The organism is Streptomyces sp. NPDC043738, assembly GCF_056436545.1.
Map to the genome: position 1 here is coordinate 40,788 of NZ_JBWKCJ010000033.1, position 16,875 is coordinate 57,662.

General features: G+C 73.3%; 14 protein-coding genes. 10 read left to right on the forward strand and 4 right to left on the reverse strand.

The window, feature by feature from the left end; translation table 11 throughout:
- Positions 1-4: 4 nt before the first annotated feature.
- The 3 genes from AC0680_RS31950 to AC0680_RS31960 all read left to right on the forward strand — a co-directional run bounded on the left by AC0680_RS31950 (position 5) and on the right by AC0680_RS31960 (position 4,849).
- Positions 5-628, forward strand: coding sequence for a GntR family transcriptional regulator (locus AC0680_RS31950; protein WP_478635732.1), 624 nt, complete (start codon positions 5-7; stop codon positions 626-628).
- Positions 629-900: 272 nt separating this feature from the next.
- On the forward strand, positions 901-3,588 hold the full coding sequence (aceE, locus tag AC0680_RS31955; RefSeq protein WP_478635735.1) for a pyruvate dehydrogenase (acetyl-transferring), homodimeric type: 2,688 nt from the start codon (positions 901-903) through the stop codon (positions 3,586-3,588).
- 199 nt (positions 3,589-3,787) lie between these two features.
- Positions 3,788-4,849, forward strand: coding sequence for a helix-turn-helix transcriptional regulator (locus AC0680_RS31960; protein WP_478635738.1), 1,062 nt, complete (start codon positions 3,788-3,790; stop codon positions 4,847-4,849).
- Positions 4,850-4,864: 15 nt separating this feature from the next.
- On the opposite strand, the gene AC0680_RS31965 is transcribed toward AC0680_RS31960, so the two are convergent.
- Both AC0680_RS31965 and AC0680_RS31970 read right to left on the reverse strand, forming a co-directional pair.
- Positions 4,865-5,821, reverse strand: a complete 957-nt coding sequence (locus AC0680_RS31965) for an SDR family oxidoreductase (RefSeq protein WP_478635740.1) — start codon at positions 5,819-5,821, stop codon at positions 4,865-4,867.
- 134 nt (positions 5,822-5,955) lie between these two features.
- Positions 5,956-7,869: a hypothetical protein gene (locus AC0680_RS31970; protein WP_478635742.1), complete on the reverse strand. Its 1,914-nt coding sequence runs from the start codon at positions 7,867-7,869 to the stop codon at positions 5,956-5,958.
- Between the two features lie 264 nt (positions 7,870-8,133).
- Between AC0680_RS31970 and AC0680_RS31975 the strand changes: the two genes are divergently transcribed.
- The 3 genes from AC0680_RS31975 to AC0680_RS31985 all read left to right on the forward strand — a co-directional run bounded on the left by AC0680_RS31975 (position 8,134) and on the right by AC0680_RS31985 (position 11,152).
- Positions 8,134-8,652: a DUF4240 domain-containing protein gene (locus AC0680_RS31975; RefSeq protein WP_478635745.1), complete on the forward strand. Its 519-nt coding sequence runs from the start codon at positions 8,134-8,136 to the stop codon at positions 8,650-8,652.
- 85 nt (positions 8,653-8,737) lie between these two features.
- A complete protein-coding gene (locus tag AC0680_RS31980) occupies positions 8,738-9,622 on the forward strand; it encodes a TIGR01777 family oxidoreductase (RefSeq protein WP_478635748.1) in 885 nt (294 codons plus the stop codon).
- Between the two features lie 228 nt (positions 9,623-9,850).
- The gene (locus AC0680_RS31985; RefSeq protein WP_478635751.1) at positions 9,851-11,152 is read left to right on the forward strand and encodes an NAD(P)/FAD-dependent oxidoreductase; all 1,302 of its coding nucleotides are present in this window, start codon (positions 9,851-9,853) and stop codon (positions 11,150-11,152) included.
- Between the two features lie 33 nt (positions 11,153-11,185).
- Here the strand turns inward: AC0680_RS31985 and AC0680_RS31990 are convergent, their stop codons facing one another.
- Complete coding sequence (locus AC0680_RS31990; RefSeq protein WP_478635753.1) at positions 11,186-12,643, reverse strand: regulator; 1,458 nt, start codon at positions 12,641-12,643, stop codon at positions 11,186-11,188.
- Between the two features lie 298 nt (positions 12,644-12,941).
- On the opposite strand from AC0680_RS31990, the gene lipB reads away from it, so the two are divergent.
- The 4 genes from lipB to AC0680_RS32010 all read left to right on the forward strand — a co-directional run bounded on the left by lipB (position 12,942) and on the right by AC0680_RS32010 (position 16,026).
- Entirely contained in the window at positions 12,942-13,757 is an 816-nt protein-coding gene (gene lipB / locus AC0680_RS31995) for a lipoyl(octanoyl) transferase LipB (RefSeq protein ID WP_478635754.1), read from the forward strand.
- A 142-nt stretch (positions 13,758-13,899) separates the two neighbouring features.
- Positions 13,900-14,865 (forward strand): lipoyl synthase, encoded by a 966-nt coding sequence (locus AC0680_RS32000; protein WP_478635756.1) that lies wholly within the window; start codon positions 13,900-13,902, stop codon positions 14,863-14,865.
- Between the two features lie 212 nt (positions 14,866-15,077).
- The gene (locus AC0680_RS32005; protein WP_384436599.1) at positions 15,078-15,296 is read left to right on the forward strand and encodes an SCO2195 family GlnR-regulated protein; all 219 of its coding nucleotides are present in this window, start codon (positions 15,078-15,080) and stop codon (positions 15,294-15,296) included.
- A 10-nt stretch (positions 15,297-15,306) separates the two neighbouring features.
- Positions 15,307-16,026 carry a DUF4191 domain-containing protein gene (locus tag AC0680_RS32010; RefSeq protein WP_478635758.1) on the forward strand — a complete coding sequence of 240 codons (720 nt, stop codon included), beginning with the start codon at positions 15,307-15,309 and terminating at the stop codon, positions 16,024-16,026.
- Between the two features lie 110 nt (positions 16,027-16,136).
- Here the strand turns inward: AC0680_RS32010 and AC0680_RS32015 are convergent, their stop codons facing one another.
- Entirely contained in the window at positions 16,137-16,604 is a 468-nt protein-coding gene (locus AC0680_RS32015; protein WP_478635759.1) for an RDD family protein, read from the reverse strand.
- Positions 16,605-16,875 lie beyond the last annotated feature (271 nt).

Consider the following 16,875-nt stretch of genomic DNA (forward strand, 5'->3'; position numbering starts at 1 on the left):
CGTCATGACCCCGCCCGTCGTCCATTCGCTGCGCGAGCAGATCCGCGAGCACATCCTCGAGGGGATCGTCAGCGGCCGCTGGCAGCCGGGCGAGCGGATCGTGGAGCGGCGGATCGCGGTGGAGCTGGAGGTCAGCCAGACGCCCGTGCGCGAGGCGCTGCGGGAGCTGGAGTCGCTGCAGCTGATCGAGTCGGCGCCGAACAAGGGCGTACGGGTGCGGAATCTGACCGCGGACGACCTCAAGGAGAGCTACCCGGTGCGGGCCGGGCTGGAGCAGGTGGCCGCGGAGCTGGCGGCCGGGCGGCTGGCCGAGGACACCGCGGCGCTGGAGCGGGAGGTGGCGGCGCTGCGCGAGGCGGATCGGGCCGGTGACGGCGAGGCGCAGGTGCGGCACACGGTGGCCTTCCACCGGGAGATCGTGCGGGCGGCCGGCAACGCCGTGCTGCTGCACACCTGGGAGTCGCTGGGCATCGAGGTCTGGACGACGCTGTCGATCCGCTGGTTCAGCCCCGAGCCGCGGGCGCACGCGCAGGACCATCAGGAGATCGTGGACGCGTTCCGGCGACGCGACCCGAAGATCGGGGCCCTGCTCAAGAGCCATGTGCTGAGCTGCGCTCCGAGGGTCTGAGGGCCTTCGGACCGGCCCCGCGGCCCCCTTTTCTCGCTGGCACGGCGTGCCCCAAAATGCGGCACCCCGTGCCGACCTGCAGTGATTCGCTCGTTGAGCGTTGATCGATCATCGATCAGAGGCGTATCGTCATCTGCCGGGGCGCGACACCCTGCCTGCCGAAACTGCCGAACTCGCACATCGGTGTCGTCGAGTTCCCGCCGTACCCCCTCCGGGCGCGCGGCCCGGACTCGACGACACCCCCGAGCCTCCCGTCCGGAAAGGGGCCACCCATGCCCGAACCCGTGCGCCTGCCGTACAGCCAGCTCGACCAGTTCCCGGACCGTGACCCCGAGGAGACGGCCGAGTGGCGCCAGTCCCTGGACGCCGTCACCGAGGCGGCCGGTCCGCACCGCGCCGCCTATCTGATGCGCCGCACCCTGGAGAACTCGGGGCTGGCACTGCCCCAGCTCCTGGAGAGCGACTACCTGAACACCATCCCCACCGCCGCCGAACCCGCGATTCCGGGTGACGAGGCGATGGAGGCCCGGATCGCCGCCTGGAACCGCTGGAACGCGGCCGCGATGGTCTCCCGCGGCTCCAAGTACGGGGTCGGCGGACACATCGCCACCTTCGCCTCCGCGGCCTGGCTCTACGAGACGGGCTTCAACCACTTCTTCCGCGGCAAGGAAGGCGACGGCAGCGGCGACCAGCTCTACATCCAGGGCCACGCCGCGCCCGGCATCTACGCCCGCGCCTTCCTCGACGGCCGCCTCACCGAGGAGCACCTCGACAACTTCCGCCGCGAGGCCGGCGGCAAGGGCATCCCGTCCTACCCCCACCCGCGACGGCTGCCCTGGCTGTGGGAGTTCCCGACCGTCTCCATGGGTCTGGGCCCGCTCTCCGCCATCTACCAGGCGCGCTTCAACCGCTACCTGACCAACCGCGGCATCAAGGACGTCTCCGACTCCCACGTCTGGGCGTTCCTGGGCGACGGCGAGATGGACGAGCCCGAGTCGACGGCGGCACTCGCACTGGCGAGCCGCGAGGGCCTGGACAACCTCACCTTCGTCATCAACTGCAACCTGCAGCGCCTGGACGGCCCGGTCCGCGCCAACTTCAAGATCGTGCAGGAGCTGGAGGCCCAGTTCCGCGGCGCCGGCTGGAACGTCGTCAAGACCCTGTGGGGCACCGCCTGGGACGAGCTCTTCCGGCTCGACACCACCGGCGCGCTGGCCCGCCGTCTGCGCGAGGTGCCCGACGCCCAGTTCCAGACCTACGCGACCCGCGACGCGGCCTACATACGCGACCACTTCTTCGGCGCCGAGCCCGCCCTCACCGAGATGGGCAGGCTGCTCGGCGACGACAAGATCCTGGAGTGCTTCCACTTCTCGCGCGGCGGCCACGAGGCACGCAAGGTGTACGCGGCGTACCGGGCCGCCGTGGAGCACAAGGGCGCCCCGACCGTGATCCTCGCGCAGACGGTCAAGGGCTTCACCCTCGGCAAGGGCTTCGAGTCCAAGAACGCCAACCACCAGATGAAGAAGCTGACCGTGGACGAGTTCAAGGTCATGCGCGACCTGCTCGAACTCCCCATCTCGGACGGCGACTTCACCGACGGCCAGGTGCCCTACGGCCACCCCGGCGCCGACTCCCCCGAGGTCCGCTACCTCCAGGAGCGCCGCGCGGCACTCGGCGGCCCGGCCCCGGCCCGCCGCGTCCACCCCCTCGCGCCCCTGCCCGCCCCGGCCGACAAGGCCTTCGCCGCCTTCGACAAGGGCTCCGGCAACCAGTCCGTGGCCACGACCATGGCCTTCGTCCGCCTGGTCAAGGACCTCATCCGCGACAAGGAGACCGGCAGGCGCTGGGTGCCGATCGTCCCCGACGAGGCGCGCACCTTCGGCATGGAGTCGCTCTTCCCGTCCCTGGGCATCTACTCCCCCAAGGGCCAGACGTACGAGCCGGTCGACCGCGACCAGCTGATGTACTACAAGGAAGCCAAGGACGGCCAGATCCTCAACGAGGGCATCACCGAGGCCGGTTCGATGGCGGACTTCATCGCCGCCGCCACCGCGTACGCCACGCACGGCGAGACGATGATCCCCTTCTACATCTTCTACTCGATGTTCGGCTGGCAGCGCACCGCCGACCAGATGTGGCAGCTCGGCGACCAGCTCGGCAAGGGCTTCCTCGTCGGCGCCACGGCCGGCCGTACGACGCTGACCGGTGAGGGCCTGCAGCACGCGGACGGCCACTCGCCGATGATCGCGGCGACGAACCCGGCGGCGCTGACGTACGACCCGGCGTTCGCGTACGAGGTCGCGGCGATCGTCAAGGACGGTCTGCGCAGGATGTACGGGGAGAGCGCCCCCGGCGAGGACTCCAACGTCTTCTACTACCTGACCGTCTACAACGAGCCGATGCCCCAGCCGGCCAAGCCCGAGGGCGTCGACGAGGGCATCGTCCGCGGCCTGTACCGCTTCAACACCGCGGCCACGGCGGGAGTCGCGGCGCCCGCGAGCGCCCCGGCGATCCAGCTGCTGGCCTCCGGCACGGCGATCCACTGGGCGCTGGGTGCCCAGCGGATGCTCGCCGAGGAGTGGGGCGTGGCCGCCGACGTGTGGTCCGCGACCTCCTGGACCGAGCTGCGGCGCGACGCCATGGAGGCCGACGCGGCCGCCCTGAACGGCGAGGACCGCACGCCGTACGTCCGCGAGGCGCTCAGCGGTGCCGAGGGCCCGGTGCTGGCCGTCAGCGACTACATGCGCCAGGTCCCGGACCAGATCGCGCAGTGGGTCGAGCAGGACTACACCTCGCTCGGCGCGGACGGCTTCGGCCTGTCCGACACCCGTGACGCGGCCCGCCGCCACTTCGGCGTCGACGCCGAGTCGATCGTGATCGCCGCACTGGCCCGGCTCGCCCGCCGCGGCGAGGTACCGGCCTCCGCGGTCAAGGAGGCCCGGGAACGATACGGGTTCTGAGGCCCTCCGAAACCTGGAGGACACCCCCCATCTCCCGTGCGGAGGCGACCTTCCCGCGCCCGGAGCCTCCGCACGGGATTCCACTGGCCCGGCCGGTCATGCCCTGATTACGGCCGGGCCTTCCCCACCCCCGACCACGACCGGGCGGCCCGCTCTCGCGCCGCCCGGCGTTGTCAGTGCCCCCCGGCATCATGGGGGCATGCGTGCTGCACGGCTGATCAAGATGGTGCTGCTGCTCCAGGCGCGGCCGTCGATGACGGGCGCGGAGCTGGCGCGGGAGCTGGAGGTCTCCGAGCGGACGGTCGTGCGCGATGTCCTCTCCCTCTCCGAGGCCGGGGTGCCGGTCTACGCGGACCGGGGCCGGGCCGGCGGCTACCGCCTCATAGGCGGCTACCGCACCCGCCTCACGGGCCTGGGCCGCAGCGAGGCGGAGGCCCTCTTCCTGTCCGGAGTGCCCTCCGCCCTGCGGGAGATGGGCCTGGCCGACGCCGCGTCCGCCGCCCGTCTGAAGGTCTCCGCCGCGCTGCTGCCCGAGTTGCGGGACGCCGCGACGGGCGCCGCCCAGCGCTTCCACCTCGACGCACCCGCCTGGTATCAGGAGCCCGAGACCCCCGCCCTGCTGCCCGTGATCGCCGACGCGGTCTGGGACGACCGCCGCGTCCGCGCCCGCTACCTCCGCAAGGACACCGAGGTGGAGCGGGAGTTGGAGCCGTACGGCCTCGTGCTGAAGGCGGGGGTGTGGTATCTGGCGGCACGCTCCCAGGGGGACTTCCGGGTGTATCGGGTGGACCGGTTCACCGCCGTCGAGGCCACCGGGGACGCCGGGGGTGACCGGAGCGGCGCGGCCCGGTTCACCCGCGACGCCTCCTTCGACCTGCCCGCGTTCTGGGCGGAGCGGGCCGCGCAGTTCGCGCGCTCGATCCTGCGCGAGGAGGTGGTGCTGCGGCTCTCCGCGCGCGGTGTGCGGCAACTGCCGTACGTCACCGAACGCGCGGCGGCCCGCGAGGCGATCGACGCGGCGCGGGCGGCCGGCGGTCCCGACCCGCAGGGGCGGCTGACCGTCACCCTGCCCGTGGAGTCCGACGAGGTCGCCTACGCCCAGCTGCTGGCGCTCGGCCCGGAGGGCGAGGTACTGGCGCCCCCCGGGCTTCGCGAGCGCCTGGCGGCGGCCGCCCGCCGGACGGCGGCCCTGTACACGGAGCCGGGCGGATCGGGCGGTGCGGAGTCCGGCAGGGGTGGTCCAGGGCCTGTCCGGCTCTGACCCATCGGACAGGCCCTAGCGGTAGTCCGCCGCGCTGCCGTCCTTCCCTCCGAAGACCACGTCCTCGAAGTAGCCGGAGCAGTCCGGCCGGGAGCCGTCCGTGTCGGTGAAGTCGTACTCCTTCGCCAGTTGGCCGCTGGAGAGCGACCGACCGCTCCAGCGCTGCTTGTCCGGGTCGGCGGCCAGCGCCCGTACACCGCGGGCGATCAGCGCCGGCGACTCGGCGATGGCGAAGTGCGGCTCCTGGGCGACCGCGTCGCGCCAGGTCTCCTCCGTCACCCCGAAGTGGTCCAGCATCTCCTCGGACCGCAGGAAGCCGGGGGTGAGCGAGACCGCCGTGCCGCCGTACTCCCTCAGCTCGGCGGCGAGGCCGAAGGCGATGCGGTGCGGGGCGCATTTGGTGAGGTCGAAGCAGAGGTTGTCGCGGTAGGTGCGGTTGAAGGCCTCGGTGCCGTCGGTGATCTCGACGACCAGCCCGCCGGGCCGCCCGATCAGCAGCGGCAGCGCGTAATGGCTGGTGATGACGTGGGTGTCGATGCCGAGGCGGAACATCCGCAGGCCCTTGTCCAGATCGAGGTCCCACAGCTTGGTGTCGAACTCGATCAGCCGGTCGCCGCCCCACAGGCTGTTGACCAGCACATCGAGCCGCCCCTGCTCCCGGCCGATGCGCGTCACCAGCGCCTCGACCTGCGACGGCTCCAGGTGGTCGGTCGGTACCGCGATCCCGGTGCCTCCGGCCGCGGTCACCAGCTCGGCGGTCTGCTCGATGGTCTCCGTGGGGCGGCCGACCTCGCTGACGTGCTCCCGGGTGGTCCGCCCGGTCACGTACACCAGGGCACCGGCCCGGCCCAGCTCCACCGCCATCGCCCGGCCCGCGCCGCGGGTCGCCCCGGCGACCAGCGCCACCCGGCCGGTCAGGTCGGCCGTCACGGCCCGGTCCGCACGCCCCGCTCGTTCCTCATGGCCCGTCACGTTCTCGCTCCTCGCTGTCGGATGCCGGATGCCGGTGGCTCGGTGTCGCCACCGCACATCGCGACCCTGACAGCGAATCCCGACACCTACTGTCGGGATTCAGATCCCCCGCCCGACGTGCCGTCCGCCGGCCCCTACGGCCGTAGCGCCCGTACGCTCCGCCCGTCCCGCAGCCGCCCGAGGACCTCGGCCCGCGCGTCCCGCCCCGCCGGCGCGGCGAGGGTGCCGGCCCTGCCGGCGGCCCGTACGCCGCCCGTGGCGTCGAGGCCGACCACCTCCCGGCTGCCGGCCGCGAGCAGGTACCACTTCCCCGACTTCGCCTGCCAGTGGACGTCCGCGACGACATGCGGCCCGAAGCGGCTGCAGGCCGCGGTGTCGACGGCGCGACCGGCGATCCGCCCCGGGTCGGTGGGGCGGACGGCGGGCGGCAGGAACTGGACGGCCACGGTGCCGGGGCCGCGCCAGGTGTCGGCGCGGGTGCAGACCCAGGCCGCCCTGCCACCGCCCTCGGGAAGGGGCTGCTCGGCGAACGCCCAGTTGTCGACCGAGCGCACCCCGGCGCCGCGCAGGGAGCCCAGCCGGCAGGCCGTACGGGCCCAGTTCTGCAGCGCCGGCGGGTCGGTCGCCTCGCGCGGCCCGCCGACGGTGCCCGGCCCGACGGCGGCGGGCGGCGGCGTATAGGTCAGATGGACGGGCACGAGATCGTCGAGGTCGGCGAGGAGGAAGGCGGGCAGGGCCGCTCCGAGCCGCGTCGAGGGGCGGAACTGCGCCACCGGCCAGCGTCCGCAGCCGGCGCCCGCCCCGGGCGGCGTGGCGATCCGGTCGGTGACCCCGTCCGGGGCGACATGCAGCCCGTGCGGCGGGGCCCCGGGCACCAGCAGGTCGCGGACGGCGACATCGGAGATCCAGGGCGCGAGGAGGTAGCGCATCCAGCCGTTGCCGCGGCCGATCACCAGCCCGGCGCTGGTGGCCGGATCCGCGTCGTCGACGCGCGCGAAGTGCAGGGTGGGGGTGGCGTCCTCGGGCTCGGCGTAGCGGACCAGCCGCTCGCCGTCGTGGAAGACCACGACCATGACGTTGTCGATCAGGCCCGCGTAGAGCAGCTGCGGTGGACGGCCGGGCGGGCGGGTGGAGGTGCCGGCGGTCGCCGTGATCCGGGCGTCCTCGGGCGGCGCCGCCCAGACCCGCAGCGCCCGTGCCAGCAGCTCCTTGTCACCGGTCTCCCGGCCGCGGGCGGGCCAGGCGGTGAAGTCCACCCGCGTGGTGCCGGCCCACTGCTCGTTGGGGGTGCGCAGCAGCCGGGCCGGGTCCAGCGCCTGCTGGGCCTCGGTCGGGGCGCGGCCGGAGGGGTCGCCGTCGCCGCCCGGCACCACCGCCGCCACCCCCGCGCCGAGCGCCAGCACGGCCGCCAGCGCGAGCGAGGCCCGCACCCGCTGGCGGCGGCGCAGCAGGTCCGTCGGCCGGGTCTGCACCGTGCACGGGTCGAACTCCCCGGAGTTCAGCAGGGCGGGCGCATCGGCCCCGGTCTCCCGCTCCAGCAGCCCGGCCGCCCGCTGCGCCGCCTCCGCGTCCTCGACCCCGGCCCGCTCCAGTACGGCCCGCGCCGTGTCCTCGTCCAGGCCCTCCAGGTGCCCCAGCCCGACGGCGGCCCGCACCGGCGCCGGGACCGCGGACAGCGCCTGGTCCAGGGCGAGTTCGTCGGCGCCGCCGGCCCGCGGGAAGAGCCGCAGCCCCCAGACGACGGGCACGGCCGGCAGCACCCGGCCGGGCCGGCCCTCCTGCGCCAGGGCCAGCCGCAGGATCCGCAGCCGTACGAGGTCGTAGCCGGACTCGGGCGCCGGGCCGCGCTGGGCCGGCAGCCCGCGGGCCGGGCGGCGGCGGCCGGCCCGCGGCAGGGCCCGCTGGACCAGTCCGTGGGCGGTCAGGACCCGGCGGTGGCGGCCCATCGAGGGGGGCAGCACGAGGTAGGCGAGGCGGACGAGTCGTGGGTAGTGCTCGACGATGGCCGCCTCGGCCCGTTCGACGTCGGCCCGGGTGCGTTCGTCCATGGGCATGGCGTGAAACAGCCCTTCGCGAAGTGGCGGATTTGCCGTCTATGCCGTCGTTTGGTCGTTGCACGCCTTCCAACGAGTGATTCTTGGGACGGTCACACGACGGTTCGCCCGCACGGGGCACGAAGAGGGGCGGACGCACACCGGTCCGAGCGGCCGTCAGCACGGCGTGCGGCAGTTCACCGGTCCGGATAACGACACCGTCGCATCTGGGGTAGTCCGCATGCGTGGCACGGCGCCAAGGCGGATGCTGGAGCGGTGATGGAAGAGACGGAGTTCTGGGAGCTGGTCGACCACTCCCGCGCGGCAGCGGAGGGCGACCCGGAGGAGCAGGCCGACGCGCTGGTCGAGCGGCTGCTCGGGCTCGACCCGGACACCGTCGTGGACTTCGCCCGCCACTTCGAGTCCCGCTACAACCGGGCGTACACGTGGGACCTGTGGGCCGCGGCCTCGATCCTGCTCGGCGGCGCCAGCGACGACGCCTTCGACTACTTCCGCTGCTGGCTGATCGGCCAGGGCCGGGAGATCTTCGAGGGCGCGCTGCACGACCCGGACCAGCTCGCCGAGCTGCTGGACGACTTCGACGAGGCGGTGGACGGCGACGCCGAGGAGCTGGGGTACGCGGCCGACGAGGCGTACGAGCGGATGACCGGCGGGGTGATGCCGGACCTGGAGCTCCCCCCGCCGCCCCGCGAACCGCTCGGCGGCTACCTCGACTTCGACGACGACCAGAGCCTGGCGGAGCGCTTCCCCCTGCTGTGGGACCGGTTCAAGCCGTAGGGCGCGGCCGGCGCCGGTCGCCGTCAGCACGGCGGACGGACCGCAGATGTCGTCGCCGGCGGTGCACTGCGGGCAGTATGGCTCCATGCGGATCGCGATCACCGGCTCGACCGGGCTCATCGGCACGGCGCTCGTACGCTCCCTGCGCACGGACGGTCATGAAGTCGTCCGGCTCGTACGGCGCGTGCCCACGGCCGCCGACGAGGTGCGCTGGAACCCCGCGGGCGGACAGGTCGACACCGCCGGGCTGACCGGCTGCGAGGCGGTCGTCCATCTCGCCGGCGCCGGGGTCGGCGACCACCGCTGGACGGCGGCCTACAAGCAGGAGATCCGCGACAGCCGGGTACTGGGCACCCGCACCCTCGCCCAGGCGCTCGCCTCGATGGACACCCCGCCCCGGGTCTTCGTGTGCGGCAGCGCGATCGGCTACTACGGCGACACCGGCGACCGGCGTACGGACGAGAGCGCACCGGCCGGCGCGGGCTTCCTGCCGGAGGTCTGCGTGGCCTGGGAGGACGCCGCGAAGCCGGCGCAGGACGCGGGCATCCGCACCGTCTTCGCCCGCACCGGTCTGGTCGTGGCCCGTTCCGGCGGCGCCTGGGGCCGGCTCTTCCCCCTCTTCCGGCTCGGGCTGGGCGGGCGGCTCGGCGACGGCAGCCAGTACTGGAGCTTCATCTCCCTGCACGACCACATCCGCGCGCTGCGCCACCTCGTCGACACCGAGGAGCTGAGCGGGCCGGTCAACCTCACCGCCCCGGAACCGGTCACCAACCGCGAGGTGACCGCCGTGATGGGCCGCGCGCTGAACCGGCCGACGCTGTTCACCGTCCCGGCGCCGGTACTGCGGATCGCCCTGGGGGACTTCGCCGAGGACGTGCTCGGCAGCCAGCGGGTGGTGCCGCGGCGACTGCTGGAATCCGGGTTCGCCTTCGATCATCCGCGCATCATGGACGCGGTCCGGGCCGCCTAGGGGGTCCGACCCCGACCCGCCGGACAGGCCCCAGGGGCGTCCAGGCGGGGTAGACGCCCGGGTCCTCCGGAGGCCGTGGCCAAGGGCGCTCCGACGCGCCCCGGACGCCCCCTGCCGTACGGGCCGCCGCCTCCCTACCGTCCTCGCACACACCATCGGCATCCCGCGCGGCGGCAATGGGCATGACATGGGTGCGCCGCCGCTGGGACCGACCTCCGGGAGGGGCATGTGCCGCGCATCGCATCGACCGTGGACGTCGTCATCGTGGGAGCCGGGCCGGCCGGTCTTGCCGCCGCCCGCCATCTGACCGGCGCGGGAGTGTCGGTCACCGTGCTGGAGGCCGCGGAACGGATCGGCGGCCGGTCCGCCACCGACCGGCTCGACGGCTTCCGGCTGGACCGCTGCGGCCGCCCGCTGGCCGTCTCCGGCGCCGAGCTGCGCCGCACCCCGGGCCTCGGCGATCTGACGCTGCGTCCGTTCGCGTCCGGCCTGAGCGTCCACAACGGCCAGCGCAAGCAACGCATCGGCGCGCCCCGGAGCACAAGGGGCGCACTTTCCGCGGCGCGCGCCCTCTTGCGCGCCGACCGATGTCCTCCGCCGCACGCCGAGCACCGCACCGACCGCACCACACCCGCCGCCCCGCCCCCGGACCGCCCCATCCGCGACGCCCTCGCGGGCCGTCCCGCCTTCCCGCCCCGCACCCATGACGCGTTCCTGCGGCCGCTGTTGGGCGCCCTGCTGTGCGATCCGCAGCTGCGCGGCTCCAGCCGTGGCGCCGCCGCCGCGCTGCGCGCCTTCGCGCACGGGCGGCTGTGGCTGCCGGCCAGCGGCGCCTGCGCCGTGCCCGAGCTGCTCGCCGCCGGGCTGCCACCCGGCACGGTCCGTACGTCGGTGCGGGTCACCTCGGTCTCCACCACGGGCGTCGGCACCGCCGAGCACGGCCGCATCCCCTGCCGGGCGGTGCTGGTGGCGACCGGCGCGCGGGACGCGGCCGAGCTGCTGCCGGGGCTGCGGGTGCCCGCCTTCCACCCGATGGCCGTCCTGCACCACACCGCGGGGGCGGGATCGGCGGGCCGCGCCGCACCGTCCCGCGACACGGCGCTGATCCTGCCGACGGACGGCCCGGTCGGCTACACCTACCTCGCCGGCGCGATCGATCCGTCCCGTACGCCGCCCGGCCGGTCCCTGATCACCACGACCGTGCTCGGCGCCGCGGCGGCCCTGCCGCTGTCCGTCCTCGACAAGACGGTCCGGCCCCAGCTGGAGCGCATCCACGGGGCGCGGACCGACGACTGGCAGCTGCTGACCGCCCATCAGGACCCGTACGCGGTCCCGGCGATGACGGCCCCCTACGACCCGGAGCGCACCGTGCGCGTGCTGTCCGGCCTCTATGTGTGCGGCGACCACCGCGACACCAGCACTCTCCAGGGTGCGCTGAACTCGGGCCGCCGGGCCGCCCGCGCCGTCCTCCAGGACTTCGGGCTGCCGACGCTCACGACGGAGCCGGACACGCTGCGCGCGGCGGCCTGACCGGCTCGGCCGGACCGCCGCGCACCGCCCGGCTCACCCGAGCGCCGCCACCCGTTCCCGGTACCCGCGCACCGCCGCCGCGTCCCGGTACGGCTCCAGGCGGCGCTCGAACTCCCTGACGTACTCATGGGCCCGTACGGACCGCATCTCGGAGGCCTGGAGCGCCGCCTCGGCGCCCAGCGTGCAGGCCTGCTCCAGCTCGCCCAGGCCCAGCCGCGCGGTCGCCAGCACCACCCGGCAGAACAGCCGGCTGCGGGCGAACCCGGCGGCGCGCAGCTGCAGGGAGCGCTCGGCGTGCTGGGAGGCCGCGCGGTACTGCTGGAGATCGCGATGGCAGTGCGCCAGCTCGTCGGCGAGCTGCGCCTCGTCGAAGAAGCGGGCCCAGTACGGGGTTTCGTCGCCGGGGCGGGCGGTCTCCAGCGCCCGCTCCGCGCGGGCCAGCGCCGCCGTGCAGGCCCGCACCTCGCCCATGACGCCGTGGCCGCGCGCCTCCGCGGAGTGCAGCAGCGCCTGGACGGCGGGCGGCGCGCTGGAGCCGATGCCCTGCTGGGCGACGCGTGCCAGCTGGACGGCCTCCCTGCCGTGCCCCAGATAGACGGCCTGCCGGCTCATCGTCACCAGGACGTAGGAGCCGTACGCCCGGTCGCCGGCGGCCTGCGCCAACCGCAGTGCCTGCACGAAGTACCGCTGCGCCAGGCCGTGCGCGGCGATGTCGTACGAGGTCCAGCCCGCCAGCCGGGTCAGATCGGCGGCGGCCGCGAACAGCCGGCGGCCGGTGGTCTCCCCGTAGGTGCCGCGCAGCATCGGCTCGGTCTCGTGCTCCAGATAGCGCACCAGGGCCTGGCGGGCGTGGCCGCCGCCGTAGGCGTGGTCCAGCGCCCGGAACAGCTCGCCGACCGAGCGCAGCGCGGCGATGTCGCCGGAGGTGACCCGCGAGCCCTCGGTGCGGTCGACGCGGTCGGTACGGCGCTGGCGCGGCACCGAGGCCCGGCCGCCCTGAACCGGCACCCGGCCCGAGCCCTCGCCGGCGGGCTCGCCGCGGGCGACGCGGTCGTCGGGGCGGCCGATCAGCCAGTCCCGGCTCGGCACCACGAGCCCGGCCGGGGTGAAGGCGATCTTGCGGAGCTCGGCGTGGCTGCCGGAGTCCTTGCGCCACAGGCCGCTGACGATGTCCACCGCCTCGCTGGGGGTCGAGGCGAATTCCAGCCCGGCGTACACCGGCGCACAGGCGTCCAGCCCGAGGTCCTGGGCGGACAGCCGGCGCCCCAGCCGGCGGGTGAACACCTCGGCGATCAGCGCGGGGGTGGTGCCGCGCGGCTGCTGGCCGCGCAGCCAGCGCGTCACCGAGGTCTTGTCGTACCGGAGGTCGAGGCCGTGCTCGATGCCGAGCTGATCAACCCGTCTGGCCAGTCCGGCATTGGAAAACCCCGCCTCGGCGATGAGCGCGGCGAGCTGGCGGTTGGGTGTGTGGTGCGGGGGTCGGTCCGTCATCAGCTTTACCGGTCTCCTGCCTTCCGGGCCGGGCAGCCGGGTTCGGCGGACCCTGTCCGGCATGCTCATCGCCCTTGTGGAACGGCGTGAATGTAACGGCCTTCGGAGCCTTTCTCGCCGGCCTGCGCCACGCGTTCATCCGATCGTGTGAGCAGGGGCGGGGGTCCGAAGGGTGGCAGGTACACCGGCCGCCTGAAGGGACCGGAATCGGTCGCCGTACAGTGGCATGGGCGCGAAACCATCGGAAGTGCATCAGCGTTGCAGCAAGAGTGCAACAAAGGTTCGAAGAGGAGCTGCCGTGACTGCGATCTCTCGGGGGGAGACCCCCGCACCCGAGGGGCTGCGCTTTGTGCACCTGGGCTTCGGAGCGGACGCCGTGGACTACGAGTCGGCCTGGCAGGAACAGCGCCGGGTACATGCCGCCCGGTTCGCCGACGAGGTGCCCGACACCTGCCTGCTGCTGGAGCATCCGCCGGTGTACACCGCCGGCCGGCGCACCACCGACGACGAGCGCCCCCTGGACGGGACCCCGGTCATCGACGTGGACCGCGGTGGGAAGATCACCTGGCACGGGCCCGGCCAGCTGGTGGGCTACCCCATCCAGAAGCTCCCGCGCCCGGTCGACGTGGTCGCCCACGTCCGCCGGCTCGAGGACGCACTGATCCGCACCTGCGCCGAATTCGGCGTCGAGGCCAGCCGGGTCGAGGGCCGCAGCGGGGTGTGGGTGCTGGGCGACCCCGTCCAGGAGCGGGCGGGGCTCGGCGGGCTGCAGCTGGACTTCGATCCGCGGGTGACGGACGAGCTGTTCGACCCGCGGCTGAACGGCCCCGAGTACGCGCCGTCCAACGCCGGCCAGCGCCGCGAGGACCGCAAGCTCGCCGCGATCGGCATCCGCGTCGCCAAGGGCGTCACGATGCACGGCTTCGCGCTGAACGTGAACCCGGACAACACCTCGTTCGACAAGATCGTGCCGTGCGGCATCCGGGACGCGGGCGTCGCCTCGCTCGCGGGCGAGCTGGGCCGCGAGATCACCATCGCCGAGGTGCTGCCCGTCGTCGAGAAGCACCTGCGGGACGTCCTGGAGGGCGCGGAGCTGCTGCCGCGGGCGGTCTGACCCTACGGCCACCGGCGAGGAACCCCCGGCGACCACCGGGAATGCGGCCCCGCCCCATGGGGTTGCCCCGCACGTAAAGACGTACGAATTGACGGGCGTACCCTGGTGTACGCCAAGGAAACGAAGTCGTAGGGAGCCGGTCGTGTCCGCAGTCGCACCCGACGGACGCAAGATGCTGCGCCTGGAGGTCCGGAACAGCCAGACCCCCATCGAGCGCAAGCCCGAGTGGATCAAGACGCGGGCGAAAATGGGTCCCGAGTACAACGCCCTGCAAAAGCTCGTGAAGAGCGAGGGCCTGCACACCGTCTGCCAGGAAGCGGGCTGTCCGAACATCTACGAGTGCTGGGAGGACCGCGAGGCCACGTTCCTCATCGGCGGCGACCAGTGCACCCGGCGCTGCGACTTCTGCCAGATCGACACCGGCAAGCCGCAGGCCCTCGACCGCGACGAGCCGCGCCGCGTCGGCGAGTCCGTCGTCACGATGGACCTGAACTACGCCACGATCACCGGCGTCGCCCGCGACGACCTCGAGGACGGCGGCGCCTGGCTGTACGCCGAGACGGTCCGCCAGATCCACGCGATGACGGCGGAGCGCGCCGAGGGCTACACCAAGGTCGAGCTGCTCATCCCCGACTTCAACGCCGACCCCGACCAGCTGGCCGAGGTCTTCTCCTCCCGCCCCGAGGTCCTCGGGCACAACGTCGAGACGGTGCCGCGGATCTTCAAGCGGATCCGTCCCGGCTTCCGGTACGAGCGCTCCCTCGAGGTCATCACCAAGGCCCGCGAGGCCGGCCTGGTCACCAAGTCCAACCTCATCCTGGGCATGGGCGAGACCCGCGAAGAGGTCAGCGAGGCGCTGCGCCAGCTGCACGAGGCGGGCACCGAGCTCATCACCATCACCCAGTACCTGCGCCCCACGCCGCGCCACCACCCCGTCGAGCGCTGGGTGAAGCCGGCCGAGTTCGTGGAGCTGAAGGAGGAGGCCGAGGAGATCGGCTTCTCCGGCGTGATGTCCGGCCCGCTGGTCCGCTCCTCCTACCGCGCCGGCCGCCTTTACCAGCAGGCCGTCGAACGGCGCGAGGTCGAGGCGTCCAGTCAGGCGGTTTGAGTTCCCCGGCGCGCCGTCTTGTGAAACGTGGCACATGCTTGAGGACGCGGCCCGCACTCCCCCAGGACGGGGGGCGTGGCGGGCCGCGTCAACGTTTCATTGGTGTTTGACCGGCAGGTCATCCGTTGGTAACACCTTTCCGTGACGATGGATGCACGCACCGTTCACGCACCCCCTCCTGCTCCTGCGAACGCCAGAAGGAGTCACCCACCATGCAGGCCGCGCCGCTCCGCGCCACACCAGCCCTCCCCCGTCCTTCCGTCACCGGTGCACTGCGTGCCGTCGAGGCCGTACTGATGCGCGGCGGGCAGCGCACCGCCCGCCGCAACGCCTGGACGTCGGTCCTGGAGGACCGCCGCCGCGCCAAGGACCGGTACGAGGCCGAGTACGTACTGGAGGCCGCGGCGACCCGTCGCCCGCACGCCACGTAGACTGCGCTGTATGGCGAGGAAGGTAAACGCTGAGGGCGCTGCCGGCGCTGCCGGCGCTGAGAACCCCGGGCGGCTCAAGCAGATCGCCCTGACCTACAAGATGACCCGTCGGGTCGACTCCAAGGTCGGTCTTGTCGTCGCTGGTGTAGGCATCGTCGTATTCGGCGTTCTCCTTGCCATCGGCTTCCTGATCGGCCACCCCATCTACGCGGGCATCCTGGGCTTCGTACTGGCCTTCCTCGCGATGGCGATCGTCTTCGGACGGCGCGCCGAGCGAGCTGCCTTCGGGCAGATGGAGGGCCAGCCCGGTGCGGCGGCAGCCGTGCTGGAGAACGTCGGGCGCGGCTGGACGGTCACCCCCGCGGTGGCGATGAACCGCAGCCAGGACGTGGTGCACCGCGCCGTCGGCAAGGCCGGCATCGTGCTGGTCGGCGAGGGCAACCCGAACCGTCTCCGCGGCCTGCTGGCCGCCGAGAAGAAGCGGATGGCGCGCACCGTCGCGGACGCCCCGGTCCACGACATCGTGGTGGGCGACGGCGAGGGCCAGGTGCCGCTGAAGAAGCTCCGTACGACCCTGCTGAAGCTCCCGCGCGTCCTGCCCGGCGCCCAGGTCACGGCCGTCAACGACCGGCTGCGTGCGCTCGGCGACCTGATGAGCAACATGCCGGTGCCGAAGGGGCCGATGCCGAAGGGCATGCGGATGCCCCGGGGCGGCGGAAAGATGCGCTGAGCCGCGCGACTCGTATACATCGAAACGGGTGGGCCCGGGACCGCGAAGGTCCCGGGCCCACCCGTTTTCTCACGCATCCGGGCCCTCGCTCCCCGAGGGCTTGGAGGTGGCTAGATCCGGACCTGTACGGCGCGCGCGAGACGGTCGTGCAGCCCCCGCCCGTCCCGGTCCCACACCACCGCCGGGATGACCACGACCAGCAGGGCCGTGCGCAGCACCACCCGCGGCAGCGAGATCCGGCCGCCGCCCTCGGCGACCACCCGCAGGCCCAGCAGCCGCTTGCCGGGCGTGAAGCCGACCGTGCCGACCGTCAGCACACTGAGCACCGCGAAGACCACCAGGGCCCAGTTGCTGGCCGACTGCGCCTTGCCGCCGCTGAGCAGTCCGTACGCGATGAGCATGCACAGCGCCCAGTCGATGAAGAGCGCGGCGAAGCGGCGCCCGGGGCGCGCGAGGGACCCCGGTCCCTCCTCCGGCAGCCCGAGCCGCTGCCCGCGGTATCCGAACTCGACACCCATGTCCTCGGCTGCCGCGCGGGGCCCGGAGATCCACGATCCGATTGCTTGCCTGTTGTCCACCCGTCCACGGTACTGCGACCGCATACGTTCGCTTCGCGGAGGGCGGGCACCGGCCGGTGGAGGGGCCGCGGGGAGCACGGACGGCGGCCGACACCGCCCTATCCGTATTACGCCATTTTGACGCACACTGGGGGATATGACCCACCGCGCGGCGGTTAACCTCGGCGAAACAAATGGGTCATGCTTGGGAAATCCCGCCTGCCTATGGTCGGGCGAGCGCGCCTCTGCAGAGGGTCGCGTTCCGAGTAGCAATCCCGCGTCCGCCGACCGG

Excerpts from the sequence above, each read along its gene's own strand:
- AC0680_RS31950 (WP_478635732.1), top strand. The coding sequence starts at position 5 with ATGACCCCGCCCGTCGTCCATTCGCTGCGCGAGCAGATCCGCGAGCAC.
- aceE (WP_478635735.1), top strand. The coding sequence starts at position 901 with ATGCCCGAACCCGTGCGCCTGCCGTACAGCCAGCTCGACCAGTTCCCG.
- AC0680_RS31960 (WP_478635738.1), top strand. The coding sequence starts at position 3,788 with ATGCGTGCTGCACGGCTGATCAAGATGGTGCTGCTGCTCCAGGCGCGG.
- AC0680_RS31970 (WP_478635742.1), bottom strand. The coding sequence starts at position 7,869 with ATGGACGAACGCACCCGGGCCGACGTCGAACGGGCCGAGGCGGCCATC.
- AC0680_RS31975 (WP_478635745.1), top strand. The coding sequence starts at position 8,134 with ATGGAAGAGACGGAGTTCTGGGAGCTGGTCGACCACTCCCGCGCGGCA.
- AC0680_RS31980 (WP_478635748.1), top strand. The coding sequence starts at position 8,738 with ATGCGGATCGCGATCACCGGCTCGACCGGGCTCATCGGCACGGCGCTC.
- AC0680_RS31990 (WP_478635753.1), bottom strand. The coding sequence starts at position 12,643 with ATGACGGACCGACCCCCGCACCACACACCCAACCGCCAGCTCGCCGCG.
- AC0680_RS32005 (WP_384436599.1), top strand. The coding sequence starts at position 15,078 with ATGCAGGCCGCGCCGCTCCGCGCCACACCAGCCCTCCCCCGTCCTTCC.
- AC0680_RS32010 (WP_478635758.1), top strand. The coding sequence starts at position 15,307 with ATGGCGAGGAAGGTAAACGCTGAGGGCGCTGCCGGCGCTGCCGGCGCT.